Annotated in this window: 9 protein-coding genes and 1 tRNA gene; 2 read left to right on the top strand and 8 right to left on the bottom strand. The window is 60.5% G+C overall.

Annotated features, from left to right (window positions below; all coding sequences use genetic code 11):
* Positions 1-63: 63 nt before the first annotated feature.
* The 7 genes from BW14_RS06350 to BW14_RS06320 form a co-directional block, all read right to left on the bottom strand.
* On the bottom strand, positions 64-633 hold the full coding sequence (locus tag BW14_RS06350) for an FMN-binding protein (protein ID WP_044089823.1): 570 nt from the start codon (positions 631-633) through the stop codon (positions 64-66).
* Between the two features lie 282 nt (positions 634-915).
* A complete protein-coding gene (locus BW14_RS06345; protein WP_140464021.1) occupies positions 916-1,719 on the bottom strand; it encodes an ABC transporter ATP-binding protein in 804 nt (267 codons plus the stop codon).
* Between the two features lie 110 nt (positions 1,720-1,829).
* Complete coding sequence (locus tag BW14_RS06340) at positions 1,830-3,131, bottom strand: ABC transporter permease (protein ID WP_140464015.1); 1,302 nt, start codon at positions 3,129-3,131, stop codon at positions 1,830-1,832.
* A 216-nt stretch (positions 3,132-3,347) separates the two neighbouring features.
* On the bottom strand, positions 3,348-4,751 hold the full coding sequence (locus tag BW14_RS06335; protein ID WP_140489658.1) for an ABC transporter permease: 1,404 nt from the start codon (positions 4,749-4,751) through the stop codon (positions 3,348-3,350).
* Between the two features lie 21 nt (positions 4,752-4,772).
* Entirely contained in the window at positions 4,773-6,050 is a 1,278-nt protein-coding gene (locus BW14_RS06330) for a DUF2318 domain-containing protein (RefSeq protein ID WP_140489656.1), read from the bottom strand.
* A gap of 238 nt (positions 6,051-6,288) precedes the next feature.
* Positions 6,289-6,969: an iron transporter gene (locus BW14_RS06325; RefSeq protein ID WP_140489654.1), complete on the bottom strand. Its 681-nt coding sequence runs from the start codon at positions 6,967-6,969 to the stop codon at positions 6,289-6,291.
* Between the two features lie 168 nt (positions 6,970-7,137).
* On the bottom strand, positions 7,138-8,955 hold the full coding sequence (locus tag BW14_RS06320) for an FTR1 family protein (protein WP_140489652.1): 1,818 nt from the start codon (positions 8,953-8,955) through the stop codon (positions 7,138-7,140).
* A 489-nt stretch (positions 8,956-9,444) separates the two neighbouring features.
* Between BW14_RS06320 and BW14_RS06315 the strand changes: the two genes are divergently transcribed.
* Positions 9,445-9,532 (top strand) — tRNA-Ser (locus BW14_RS06315).
* 719 nt (positions 9,533-10,251) lie between these two features.
* Here the strand turns inward: BW14_RS06315 and BW14_RS06310 are convergent.
* Positions 10,252-11,901: an RNA-binding domain-containing protein gene (locus tag BW14_RS06310; protein WP_044089815.1), complete on the bottom strand. Its 1,650-nt coding sequence runs from the start codon at positions 11,899-11,901 to the stop codon at positions 10,252-10,254.
* Between the two features lie 716 nt (positions 11,902-12,617).
* Here BW14_RS06310 and BW14_RS06305 point away from each other — a divergent pair.
* On the top strand, positions 12,618-13,136 hold the full coding sequence (locus BW14_RS06305; RefSeq protein ID WP_044089814.1) for a GNAT family N-acetyltransferase: 519 nt from the start codon (positions 12,618-12,620) through the stop codon (positions 13,134-13,136).
* The last annotated feature ends 225 nt before the right edge of the window (positions 13,137-13,361 follow it).

Here is a 13,361-nt window from a genome sequence, read left to right as displayed (position 1 = left end):
ACTGAGCACATACCACCGGGGCACAATCACCACCAACCCGAGGATTTGCCCCGCGAGATGGGGCTACTCCTGAATGGAGGCCTCCTGCCGGGCGATCTCAAGCGCCTTGTTGAATGCTTCGGACGTCCAGCTGGCTCCTGCCACCTTGTCCACCTTGAGATCCTTGAGCGGCTTGCCGTCCACCACACCATTGATGGCCTTGGCAAAAGCGTTCTGATGGTTCTTGGAGATTGTGGTGAACGGATGTCCCACAATCTCGACGTTCTCGACGTTGCCGTCCTTGATGGTCAGATGCACATCGATGGAATCCTCACCAATCGGCCCGTACTGGCCATTGATGGAGTAATCGCCGTCCTTGTAATTGCCGGTGTCCTTCTTGTCGGACGTGGTGGACGACGAATCCGAGGACGAGCCATTGCTCGAGTCGGCCGAATCGCCGGAATCGCCGGAAACCGACCCACTTGACTGCGGCTGCTCCTCCTGGGATTGCTGGGTCTCGCCGGAATTGCCGGAATACTGGTCATCCATCGGGGTGGCCTTGGATTCGCCGCAACCGGCGAGCAGCGCACCGGTTACCACCAGTCCCGCTGCGGCCAATGTGGCTGTTTTCTTCAACGTGTTCTTGTCGGTCATATTTCAATCCTATTGATTCAAGGTCATGCGGAGACTCACCTCGGTCACTGCATGACAGCTCCCCTCGGAGAGGGAACCAAATATCGTCGCATGAGCGGAACCCATAACGGCTTCTCTCAGAGAGGGAAACCTGGTTTGCTGCCAGAGACCGGTCGGGAAGCGGCGCGATTCCGCCCCACTCAATCAGCTTCGTCACCAGCCCCTACTAGCTCCCCTCAAAAGAAGGCGCCCGATGTACTTGCTGCGGCTTGGTCTGGCCGGGTAACGGCGGCATCCGCCAGGCTATTCGCTGAGCGAGTCGCCGGTTTTGGCGGCTTTGGTGGGATCGGCGAATCCGATGGCGGTTTCGCCGGTCTGCGCGCCTTCGACCTGCGCACCGGTGGAGGCGGGCTTGCCGCCGGCCGCCTCATAGGCTTCGCGGGCCTTCTCGTCATTCCACTTTTCACCCACCAGCACGCCGTGGTTGAGCATGATCTCGCGCTCGGCGCAGCTGGCCACCAGCGCGTCGTGCGTCACCACGATGATGGTGGTGCCCTGCTGGTGCAGCTGACGGAACAGGTCGAGCACGATCTTCTCGTTCTTCTCATCCAGATTGCCGGTGGGCTCGTCGGCCAGGATGAGCTTCGGCTCGTTGATCAGCGCGCGGGCCACGCACACACGCTGCTGCTCGCCGCCGGAGAGCTGGCCGGGCAGATGATGGGCGCGATCCTTCAATCCCACCTTCTCCAACGCCTCAAGGGCCTGCTTCTCATCGACGACCGAATGGTAGTACTGCGCCACCATCACATTCTCCACGGCGGTCAGATGCGGCACCAGATAGAACTTCTGGAACACCAGACCGATCATGTTCTTGCGCACGTCCGCAAGCTGCGAGGCGTTGAGGTCCTCCAGCTTGCGGCCTTCGAGCTTCACCGAGCCTTTGGACGGCGTATCCATGCAGCCGATCATGTTCATCAGCGTGGTCTTGCCGGAACCGGACGAGCCGACGATGGCTAGCCATTCGCCCTGCGGCACGGTGAGACTGAGGTCATCCACGGCATGCAGGTCGCCGTAGATCTTCGAGATATGGTCGAGTTCAAGCAGCATATCCATGATGGTTCTCCTGATTGCTAATGAGTCTAGTCGTTCTGGCAGGCGCCGCTCCTCCGCTCCTCCGCTTCAGAGAGGCAGAAAGGAGGGAGCCCGCGCATGGGGGGTTATTCTTCGCGCAGCACCACGGCCGGGTCGATGCGGGTGGCGCGGTGAACGGGCGGGATCGAGGCGACGACCGCCACCAGCGCGGACAGCGCCACGGATGCGGCGGCAAGCCACCAGTTGAAGCCGATGGAGCGCTGGAACACGGCCACGCATAGCCATTGCGCCAGGCCGAAGCCGATCGCGGTGCCGATAAGACCGCCGATCAGGCCGTACATGGCCGATTCCACGTAGAATTCCGCGCCGATGGCCGACGAGCTGGCACCGAGCGCCTTGCGCAGACCGATCTCATTGCGGCGCTGGGAGACGATGGAGCTGATGGTGGTGCCCACGCCCACCAAGGTCAGCGCCAGCACCACCAGCGAGACGATCCAGAACAGGGTCTGCAGCATCGTGATGATACGCGTATCGGACGAGGTGATCTTGGTGACCGGCTGGGCCTTGACATGCATCGAGGTCATGTCGTTGATGCTGGCTACGAGGGCGTTCAGGTCTTCCGTGCCGGCCGAGTATTCGATGACGTCCACACCGCGAGTGGTGCCGGTGAGTTTGGCGACGTCATCGTTGGTGGCGTAGATGATGGAGTCCTCGCTGCCGCCCGTGTCCACGATGCCGGCGACGCGGAACTCGGTGCCGGAGGTGTCCATGATGTCGCTGGAGACGCGGCCGTCCTGGGTGGGCTGGTCGGAGGAGGCGTTCGCAGACGAGCTCTGCGAACCATTGGTATTGCCGGTCTCTCCCTCAGTCGCAGCATTCGCTGCGCCAGCTTCCTCATCAGAGGAACCCGAAGTGGAGGAACCGGCGTTGTCGGCGGCACGATAGCCGATGGTGATGCGCCCGCCGATTTCCAAGCCCATCGCGTCGGCCACGTCGCGGCCGATCATCACTTTGCCGGCGGAGGGCCATGATCCGTCCACCACCCAGTGATGGTTGAGATTCTTCACCTCGGCGACATCGATACCGGCCATCACGTAAGGGGCTGCGTTCACGCGCACATTCTCGTAGCGATAGGTGGCGTGCTTTTCGGAGCCTTTCGCAGCCACCATTTCGGTGGTATGCGCGACCATGGCCGAGTCGATGCCGGCCTTGCCGTCAGTGCCGGAGGCGGTAGGCGTCACGATGAGGTTCGCGCCATACGCGCGCATCTCCTCGTTCATCTGCTGCGGCACGGCGATGCAGATCATCGCCAGGCAGAACAGTGTGGCAGCACCCACCAGCGAGGCCACCACAGCCATCACCGCGCGCGAACGACGGCGGAACACCGCGCTGAACAGCATTCTGAAGAACATGCCGGTATTGGTCATCGGCGGTCTCCTTTCTTGCATACGTTGACGACGATTCCGAAGAAGAGCGAAAGGACGGTCTCACGCGAGGAAGCGATCATAGCCGAGGATGACATCGCGAAATCGCGGCATTCCCCGGCTGACCACGTCGGAACGTCCTTCCGCACCCAGGAGGCGACACAACCGGCACAACCGGCACAACCGACATAACCGGCACCGCCGAAGGCGGAGTGCAACTCAGCGGCCATGGAGCACCTCCGCAGGCTTCAGGCTCAGAATCGAGCGGATGGACGAGGCCGAGGCGAGCAGCACGGTCACCGCGAGCAGCACGAACACCAATACGAACACCATCGGGCGCATCGTGATGCCCGAGCCGAAGACCACGTGGCCTATCAGCTGCGCCACCGCAGAGCCGAGTCCTGCACCGACCAGAGCGCCGAGCAGCGAAATCGCCGCCGTCTCCGCCATCATCAGGCGGGATACGGCACCATCAGTAGCGCCGATGGCCTTGAGCAGCGCCAGTTCCGAGGACCGTTCGCCAATCGAGGCGACCATCAGGTTCGCCACGGCCACGGCCGCCGCAATCAGACTCAATACCGTCATCAGAATCATCACAGCCTGCGTCTTCTGCAGCACATTGCCCTGCAGCGCGGCCACCTGCCGCACCTGCTTGGCCACCGCCCCCGGAATCACCTCCTCGATCTGGTAGGCGATGGAGCTCGGATAGGCGGTGCAGTACCACGTCTCCCATTCGTCCTGGCTGAGCGCGGCCGGGTTCTTGGCTGCCTTGCGCGCGAGGTCGTTCTCCGGCGTGGTCAGCGCCTTGACCTCGATCTTGTTCACCGAATCGGGCAGGCCGACCAATTCCTGCAGTTGCGAGGAGGAGACGTACATGGCGCTGTTGTCGTCATCGCCGGAATCGTAGACACCGACAATCTTGAAGTCGATGGACTTGTCGCCGTGCGTGAGTGTGACCATGCCGCCGACCTGCACGGCGGCCTCGTCCTCATGGCTCTGCCCCGCGTTGACGCCAAGCGACTTGGCCAGATCCTTGCCGATCACGGCCTCCTTGGTGTCGTCCTTGGGCCAGCGTCCCTCAAGCTTCCACCATGAGCGCATGCCTTCGACGCCCACCACCGTGGTCTCGCCGGACGGCAGCGTGAGCTTCTTGTTGAACCACGTGCCCACCACGGGCGTGTTCTTCTGGGTCGGGTAGTCGGCAAGGCTCACCGCCCAGCCGTCGCCTTGGGTCACCGGCTTGGTGTTGATAGCGGTGACATGCTGGTTGAGCTCAGGCGCGAAATTCGTGATGTTGAACGCCCAGAAAATAGTCTTGATCTTGGCTGCGTCCGATTCCTTGAGGAAGGAGGTCGGGTCGCTGGCGGACGCCGAACCACCGGACGTGCCGCCGTCGCCGCCCTCCGTGTTGTACAGGTCCGAGACCACGGCGTCCGACTTGGGCTGCACGGTGATGTTCGAGCCATAGGTGGACAGTTCGGCGTTGAGCTTGTCACCCACGTCGAACACGACGCCCAGCATCGAAACGCTAACGGTGGCCGACAGGCACACGGTCAGCGCGATGAGCAAACGCCTGCGCAGCTGCCGAGTGAACGACCGCGCGATCATTCGCAGAAAGAACATGATTTGCCTCCTGCCTTACGTTCACTGGAAGTGGACGCTCAGGGCGTCCAGATCGGTGGTTTGGATGGTGATTTTGCCGTTGCCGGTCTTGTACGGGAATGGGATCGGGTTGCAGCCGCCCTTGAAGCCGATGGTGGCGAGGTTGATAGCCACCTCGCACTTCTTGCAGATGATCTTGCCGTTCTTCTCGTAGTAGCCGGCGTCACCGCAGTTCTCGCAGGCGTCGAGGCCGATGCCGTACGCGCCGCCGTTCTTGCGGATGATGATGAAGCGCATCACGGTGCCGTCCTTGGCCTTGTATTCGAAGCGATGCAGGTGTCCGTCCTCCACCTGGGTGAACGGGATGGTGGCGACGCCGTCCTTGAGCGAGTACGCCTCGGGCGGGGAAAGTGTGATGGTCTGATGGGTGGCGGCCACGCCCACGGTCAGGGTGGCGGTGACGCCGATCGCCGCGATCAGGCTCCATGCCGCGGCGGCGATGGCGTGACGGCGGAATGCCTTGTGACGGCGCAATGTGGCCTCGTTCGCGCCCGGGACATCGTGCGTCTTCATGCGGAAGCCGGCGACCACCGATGCCACGGCCGGCACGAGGAACACAAGAGCCTGGGCCATGATCATCGCGGAATTATGGTTGATCGACCAGGCAAGCGCCACGAAGCCCGTGTGGCCGATCGGGAAGCCGCGCGCCTGCAGTATCTGCATCAGGCCGGTGAAGTGCTGGACGAGCAGAATCACCATCACGGCGACGACGGCGATGGTGAACGCCCAGCGTACTGCGGTGGTGCGCATGGTGCGGAAGATGGCGGCCACCACGATGGACATGGCCACGCCCAGCAGGAAGCCGAGCGCACGCAGCAGCATGGCCGAGGTGAAGGCCGTCTCCCCCGGCTCCACCCAGATGGTGAGCTGCAGAATCACGTCCGGCAGCGCATAGAAGACAGTGAGTGCGATCTGCACAGCGGCCACCGCGTTGGCCACGTGCATCCAGACCGCATGCTTGGCCCAGTCATGAGTGATGCGGGGCGCGGCGAGCACCGCGGCGATCGCGAGCACATCCACGATCACGGCCGCGATGAGCACCGGATAGTTGATGAACGTGCGCTGGTTGATGACGGCCGTGGCACGCAGGGCGGCGAACACGATGGCGGCGACGATGCCGATGCCAAGCCCCCACAGCCGCCAGTATGCACTGATTGGCTTGTCGCGGCCTTCGCCCACGGTGAGCATCACGCTCAGGCACATGACCAGCAACGCTGGGGCCAATGTCCCCGGCATCACCGCAACGAATTGTTCCAGCATTCAACGCCCTTTCCTTGTGGGGTTTGGCTAATGTGCCATAAACGGACTGAAGCCCCCTCTGACGAGGGGGCTGTCGGCGGAGTCGACTGGGGGGAGAGAAACCCGCGCGGTACCGCAATAACACAGAATCGCGCTTCGCGCCATATGGTTCTCGCGACCTTACGGCCGCTCCGTTTTCTCCCTCAGCCCTCGCTTCACTCGGACAGCTCTCTCGTCAGAGGGAAACTGTCCTTGAGACTCACCACTGGCGAGGAGTGTAGTCCCAGTTGTCGAAGGTGACTTCGATCGGCTCGGTCCAGAAGTGGCCCTTGACGCCGGTCTCCGGGTCGACGTGCAGCATCCAGCCCTTGGCGGCCGGGGACTCGATGGAGAGCTTGAGCTGGTAGGTGCCGGCCTTGTCGAGCTTGACGTTGGCGCCGTAGTGCGGGCCGTCGGAGGCGTTCATCTGCATGAAGGTGCCGGAGGTGGCGGTGCCGCCCTCGACTTCCTTGCCGGTGGACTTGTCGATGATGGTGTAGTTCACGGTCAGGTCAGGGATGAAGTCGCCCTTGCCGTAGCCGAGTTCGGTGCCCTTCTCGTTGGCGTGGATGTCGGCCTCGAGGTGGAAGGAGGCGTCCGCGGCCTTGAGACCCATGGAAGCCGGCTCCATATCGATCGGCTGGAAGTAGACGGCACCCACGGTCAGCGGGCCGGCTTCCTGATCCTGCTCTTCGGCGGTGCCGGACGGGCCGACCGGGACTTCCTCGAAGCCGGCGCCGGCGTCGCTGCTGGTATCGCTGGAGTCGGAGGACTGGGAGGAGGAGTCCGACTTGGTGTCGGAGGATGCGCTGCTGGTCTGGCCGCAGGCCGCCATGGAGACGGTCATCGTGCCGGCGAGCAGCAGGCCGAGCAGAGCGGCGATCTTCTTGTTCTTCATCATTTCTCTTGTTTCCTTTTTCTTGGTGTGAATGGAATTCACGGATTGTTGAGTTATGGATTATTCAGGGAAAGCTTGGATTGGGTTGGATTGAGGTGGCTTGGATTGGCCTTGATTGGATTGGGGCGGACGGCACTGGCACTGTTGGCGCGACCGTCAATCCGTCACCGGTCACCGCGTATCCGCAGTAGCCTCGGTATTGCTCGCGGCTGGCGCGGAGCCGGCCTTGAGGCGGCGCTGCTTGATGAAGCCGACCACGAACAATGCGATGACGGCGATAGCGGCGATAATCTGCGCCACAATCGTTTCGACGTACGGGTAGAAGCCGAGCCAGTCGTTCGTCGGTACGCCCTGCAGGTAATTGGCGGGCAGGGCGTCGCCCTCAATCAGCGCGTGCACGCCACCGCCAGCGAAGACGACGACCAGCACGGACATCAGGATCGAGGTGATCAGGAAGAACGGGCCGATCGGAATCTTCACGGAGGTGAAGCGGATGATCAGGAATATGATCACGAGCACCACGGCCGCAGCGATGCCGCCGGTCCACATGCCCTTGGAATCCTGGCTCATCGAATAGATCGATTCATAGAAGATCACGGTTTCGGCACCCTCGCGGAACACAGCGAGGAAGCTCAGCATAGCGAGCGAGACCACGGTACCGAACGCGACCTTCTCACCGGATTCGGCCTGGGAGGACACGGATGCCACCGCGGCCTCGGTCTTGGTGCGAATGTATCGGTTCCATGCCTCGACCGAGCTCTTGTTGAGCATCCAGTTGCTGGTCCACAGCAGCATGCCCATAGCGATCAGGGCGCAGATGCCTTCCATGATCTCCTGCTGGGGGCCGGAGCCGCCGAACATGAGGCCGAAGATCACAGCGATGATGCCGGAGCCGGCAAGGCCGACCAGCACACCCACGTAGATCCACTTGGTGAAGCGCTTGTTGCCGGACTTGACTAGGTAGGCGATCACGGCGGCGACCACCAGCAGCGCCTCAAGACCTTCACGGATGAGGATGAGGAAGGCCTGGCCGACCGCGCTGGTGATGAACTTGGTGAAGCCGCCTTCCTGGTCGGCCGCGCCGCCGTCGAGGATGCCGGCGTCCTTGACCAGCATGGCCTTGAGGTCGTCGATGAGCTTCTTGGTGTCCTTGAGCGGGGCGCCCGTGTTCATCGACTTGCGGCACATCTTGAACTGGTATTCGACCTCGGAGACGCGGTTGCCGCTGATGGCGTTCATCACGTTCTTCTCGAAGCCGAGCTTCTCGTAGTACTGGTAGTAGGCGTTGTTGACGAGGGTGGCGCCCTTGGCGCCATCGCCTTGCTCGTATGCCTTGTAGGCGTTGTCGAGGATCGGGGTCATCTCATTGGCCACGTCGGTCCAGGAGCGGTTGCCCTTGCCCGGGTTCTTCTTTTTCTTGGCGTCGAGCTCCTTGCGCTCCTTGGCCAGCTGCTGCTGCAGCGCCTCGGCGTAGGCCTTCGGCTTGGCGAGCTGGGCGTTGCCGTCGAGCTGCTGCGCGGTGGCATCGAGGTCGGCGGTCAGCGAGGCGATCTGCTGGGCGAGCTGGTCTTCGTTGCCTGCGGTGTAGGAGAGGTTCTGGATGCCCTGGAATGCCTGCTGTTGGGCGAGCTGCTTGTCCGCGCCGATGGTGTCGTGCACGACGGCGGTGAAGTTGGAGGCCACGTAGATCTGGTTGTAGGCGGACATGAACGCGGACGTGGAGCCTGCGGTGTTGCCGTCCTTGTAGGTCTTGAGGCCCTCGTTGAGCTGCTTGTCCATCGCCGTGGAGACCTCGGCCCATGTGGCGTAGTCGACGCTGCTCGATGAGCTGGAGGAGCTGGTGCCGGTAACGGCATACGCCTGCTGCGGCGCGAGCACGGCAGGCGCGATGGTGGTGGCGATCAACGTGACTGCGAACACGATGGCAACCAACGCGCACAGTCGCTTGGTGACTGATGCTGCGCATTGCGCGCAGGCGCGACGAATCATGCCGACTTCCTCTCCCGAAAACGATTGCTGCTGGATCGGCCCGGCTGTATGCGATGCCCGGCACAGGATTCTTCTGAATCCGTCTGAATCCGCCGAACTGTAGGTCCGCTGCAAGTCCTGCCCAAAACCAACGACTGCATAATAAAGAAAAAATATTCGGAAGAACAGTCTTGTTTTTTCGCCAAAGCGAGGTAATGCACGGTTGTTTCCTCTGGTTTCAGCCTTGGATTCGCATGGCTATCGTCTCATTATTTGAGACTATTACGCTCAGCGCTTCGTCATCATCCCGCATTTCGGACGCTTGTCATGCCCCAATTTCACCATTTCACAATTTCGCAATTTCACCCTGGAGGTCCTTCGCATCAGTCCGAATCTCGTATCCTCCGCCCGACACGCCAGTACGCCACGCCGAACGTGCACTTATCCGCAAGTTGTGGTAGCTTATTCGAGTTGCCTGCGGAGCTTGCTTCCAGCAAATACCGCTCGCATGGAGGATTCGCCTAGTGGTCTATGGCGCACGCTTGGAAAGCGTGTTGGTGTAACAGCCTCACGAGTTCGAATCTCGTATCCTCCGCCATCGCCCTTTTCCCATCCAAAGGAAAAGGGCTTTTTTATTTCAGTCGAGCCCCGCCGGCGGATGGCAGGCATAGGGAGGAACAAGCCGTTGCCTCCGGCCCGCAACACGATCCGCCCCAGCTCCGCATGCCGAGAACACTCAAGCCTCGGCAAAACGGTAGCGGCCGCGAAACGACCGGCACCATTTCGATTCAGCATGCCCGCCTCGGGGCATATCCCGCAAGCCGCAGAGCATATCTTGCAGTTGTGTGTACCATCGGTCGAGCACACGGCCGCAAGACCTCCGGGCAAGAAACCCACAACACTTGCAATCCCGCCATTATCCGACACCGACAACACGACAGGAACTCCTCACATCCCCCAATCACCGGCCGGCGACACACACAACTGCGAGATACAGTGAAAACCACCGCCAAAAACCATCACAAGCCCCGACCCGCCTTGGATGGCGCGGCCGCTCCCTGACGACCAGAGCCCTGTGCCACAAGTACGTTCACAAGCGGCGATTACCACCTCCAGCTACGACCTGCGCGTCACGCTCACTGGAGTCAGGCGACACCGGTAGCCCCGGCTTTTTCATTTTCAAAAGGGTGCTATGGCTGAAATCTCGATCTGTCTAGTTCGAGCGGATAGTTTACGCATGTCTTGGGGCATGGCTGACACGCGTCTCGGGACAATACAGTGAAGAATCACAAGACACGTCAGTGCCAATCGACACTGCTACATGCTTGCATAGCGAGTCCCCTTGCCACGGCCGATGACTTTCAGTCTCCCACTCTTAACAAGCTTGGACAACTGGTAGTACGCCTGATTGGCGTCGATATGCAGCAGCTCCATGACATCCGCCCGCGTTGCATCACCCTGCTCCATAACCAATTTCATGATGAGTTCCGGCCACCGTACACGGTCGATGTCCGTCTGACGCACGTATTCGATGGTCTTGCCCGTGCGCCTGTACACCTTGGAACCCAAGGTGTAGGCACGGCGGGAGCCATTGCCGGAACCCTCAATCATTCCGGACTCCGTAAGCTGGCCGAGCATGGCACGCAGACGCTGCTCGCTCATATCGAGCTCCTTGTGCATGGTTTCGAAGGTGCAACGCCGCTCGTTCTTGAGCATGTTCAGAATCAGCAAACCGTTGACTGGCATCGTCTTGCCTGTGCGTTCCTGTTCCTCGGCCAGCATTCGCACGAATTCGACGTCGGGCGCACTACGTTGCAGATACACGGATACGTTCCGCTCATTCGATGCCGTGTAATCAGGCAACGGACGGCCATAGTGAAGCGATCCCTCGTAGATGCGGTCGATACCACGTCCCGTACGCTCGGCCAGTCCGGTACGCTTAAGCGCATCCATCAGACAAGGATTACGTCCATGAGGTTCAGCGGTAAGCAGGTTGTGGATGTTGATGCCCTCCACGAATCCACCGGGATTGGCGATAGTCAATCCGGCATCGTCCAATTGCACACGCACACGCCCAAGCAGGGTGTAGTCGCGATGGCCGAACGCATTCACCAGCGCCTCGCGGAACGCTCTATGGTCGAACTCCGGCACCATCGTAGAGAACAGGCCGACGGATATCTCGATGCTCGGGTTCCAGGGGGAGAACATATCGTTGATCTGCTCGATGGTTCTCAGCAGCGGCCCACCATAGTCCTGATTGACCTTGATGTCCGTACCGGACATGACCTGGAAGGAAGCCCGATGGGTCGGCACGAAACGTTTCAACGATTCCTCCTTGCCCAACAACAGCAATCCGGTCAACGTCGGCATCACCTTGCCGTCGACGGTCACCGTCAACTGCAGGGATTTCTCCAACTCCTCGTCGGCGAGCTCCAGCAGATTGCGGTCACTGGACTGGTAGACACCGATGATTCGGCGCAAACGTTCACACTCGAGAGGATCGAAATCGTCACGGGTCGCGTCCGGCACCGGTTGCGCCGAGAAATCCAAACGACCTAAATCGGACAAGCGTGTGGCGATCTCGTACGGATACATCGGCACGCTTTCCGGCGTACCGTCCACCTTCATGCGGCGACGCAGCACCTTGCCCGATTTGGTGGAGACCACACTACGTGATTTCGGCACATCGATCTGCATCACCGGTACTTCCGAAGTCCCGACGATTTGAGTTCGTGCGGAGACCGGTGGAACCGTGCGATTGGCAATCATCGCGGCCAATCCGACCGCATCCTGATGCACCTTATCAAGGCCAGTCGGAGTGCCATCATCCTCGACGCCCAAGTACACCGTGCCACCATCCGAGTTCGCCAGCGCCACAACCGCATCAAGCAGATCGTCGTCGGGCAATCGCTTCAGATCGCTCTTGAATTCCAGCGACAACGTTTCTTTGCCGTATTCATGCGCCATAGCGCGCTCCAATCCGCCGCATTGTTATTGATACACTGAATTTTACACTGAATTAAGTGTAGAATAACTGAATTCAGTGTATTCAGTGTAGGATTCAGCGAAAAACAATGCTGCGACGACACAGCCGACGTGACGAAGCGCATGCGCCCCGGACACCGGCCGATGCCGCCACAACCCGTCACGACATACTGTGGACGTGGTAACGGAGGTGGTGCGGCGGAGGCGTGAAGCTCGTGAACGCTAAGCGGCAGTGGGGCCGAGCCCCGATGAAGGTTGGGGTCTCGCATCCTCCGCCATCGCCCTTTTCCCACCCAAAGGAAAAGGGCTTTTTCATTGCTGAAGCGGCGGAATCGCGACGGTTCCAAGCCCGTTCCGCCGATTTGCGCACTCTCCTATGGTCCGTCTCGTCCACCTGCGAGGGACTGCGTGGGACCCAGCACAACAAAAGCCGATTCCGGCTCTGAGTCCCGCAACCACACCCACCCACACCAACATCGGACCAACGATGACCAGCCAACACCACCACAAAATGGCGAAATTCCAATGATTTCCAATCCATGACCAACGGACAGACACGAGGCCGGCGGCCAAGTCGCGGGACTCAACGACGAAACGGCCCACAATCGCACTGAGTCCCGCAAATACGGAGGACTCAACGCAGACACCCCCGATTTCTCACGCTGAATCCCACGAAACAGGCAAACACCGGGCCTACAATGAAACCCATGACGCTTCGCATCGCTCCGATTGAACCGCAGTGGTTCGGGCAGAAAGCACAAGTCCAGTCACATACATGGCGTGAGTTGAATCAAGGCCATGTACCGCAGGAAATCGCGGACGCGATCACCCCCGATTTCGCACTGAGACTGACGCGCAACGCTGCGAACAACAGCAATCAAGCGACATTGGTGGCGTTGGACGACAATCAGATAATCGGATTTGCGGAACTGCTGCGCACCCCACGACCGCCGATCAACCGGCCCGACGCGGCGGAACTGGCCTCGCTCTATATACTGACCACCCATCACCGCAAAGGCGTCGGACGGATGCTGGTCGAAGCCGGCAAACACGCGATCGGCAACGATCGACTCGTCTTATGGGTGATGGCATTCAACGCGAACGCGCAAGGATTCTACCGACACATCGGATTCCACGAAACCGGCCACACACAAACCGAAGACATGGGACCGGAACTGGAAATGATCAACTACACAGACGAACCCAATCAACGGTAAAGACCTGACACCATATCTCCTACGCAGGTCCGCAGCAATGTGAGACTTCCAAGAGCCGGGGGTAATCCCCCGGCATTTCATCTGTACCATCGAACTGACCGCGCTCAAGTACGAGAACCACGAACAGACCGCAACCGACGAACGCTTCTTCGGACCACTGGGAAACTTCCGAAAGAATTTCCTCAAAAAGGTCCGGAAGCATCAGCCGACGGCTCAGTAGATCTC

This window comes from Bifidobacterium sp. UTBIF-68, from assembly GCF_006408855.1.
Lineage (GTDB): Bacteria > Actinomycetota > Actinomycetes > Actinomycetales > Bifidobacteriaceae > Bifidobacterium > Bifidobacterium reuteri.
Note: the sequence above shows the minus strand (reverse complement) of the source record. Positions and strands in the feature narration are given on the sequence as shown.

What these genes read in the sequence shown, in the direction of transcription:
- BW14_RS06325 (WP_140489654.1), bottom strand. Translation starts at nt 6,969, where the DNA reads ATGATGAAGAACAAGAAGATCGCCGCTCTGCTCGGCCTGCTGCTCGCC.
- BW14_RS06340 (WP_140464015.1), bottom strand. Translation starts at nt 3,131, where the DNA reads ATGACCAATACCGGCATGTTCTTCAGAATGCTGTTCAGCGCGGTGTTC.
- BW14_RS06305 (WP_044089814.1), top strand. Translation starts at nt 12,618, where the DNA reads ATGAAACCCATGACGCTTCGCATCGCTCCGATTGAACCGCAGTGGTTC.
- BW14_RS06335 (WP_140489658.1), bottom strand. Translation starts at nt 4,751, where the DNA reads ATGTTCTTTCTGCGAATGATCGCGCGGTCGTTCACTCGGCAGCTGCGC.
- BW14_RS06345 (WP_140464021.1), bottom strand. Translation starts at nt 1,719, where the DNA reads ATGCTGCTTGAACTCGACCATATCTCGAAGATCTACGGCGACCTGCAT.
- BW14_RS06310 (WP_044089815.1), bottom strand. Translation starts at nt 11,901, where the DNA reads ATGGCGCATGAATACGGCAAAGAAACGTTGTCGCTGGAATTCAAGAGC.
- BW14_RS06320 (WP_140489652.1), bottom strand. Translation starts at nt 8,955, where the DNA reads ATGATTCGTCGCGCCTGCGCGCAATGCGCAGCATCAGTCACCAAGCGA.
- BW14_RS06330 (WP_140489656.1), bottom strand. Translation starts at nt 6,050, where the DNA reads ATGCTGGAACAATTCGTTGCGGTGATGCCGGGGACATTGGCCCCAGCG.
- BW14_RS06350 (WP_044089823.1), bottom strand. Translation starts at nt 633, where the DNA reads ATGACCGACAAGAACACGTTGAAGAAAACAGCCACATTGGCCGCAGCG.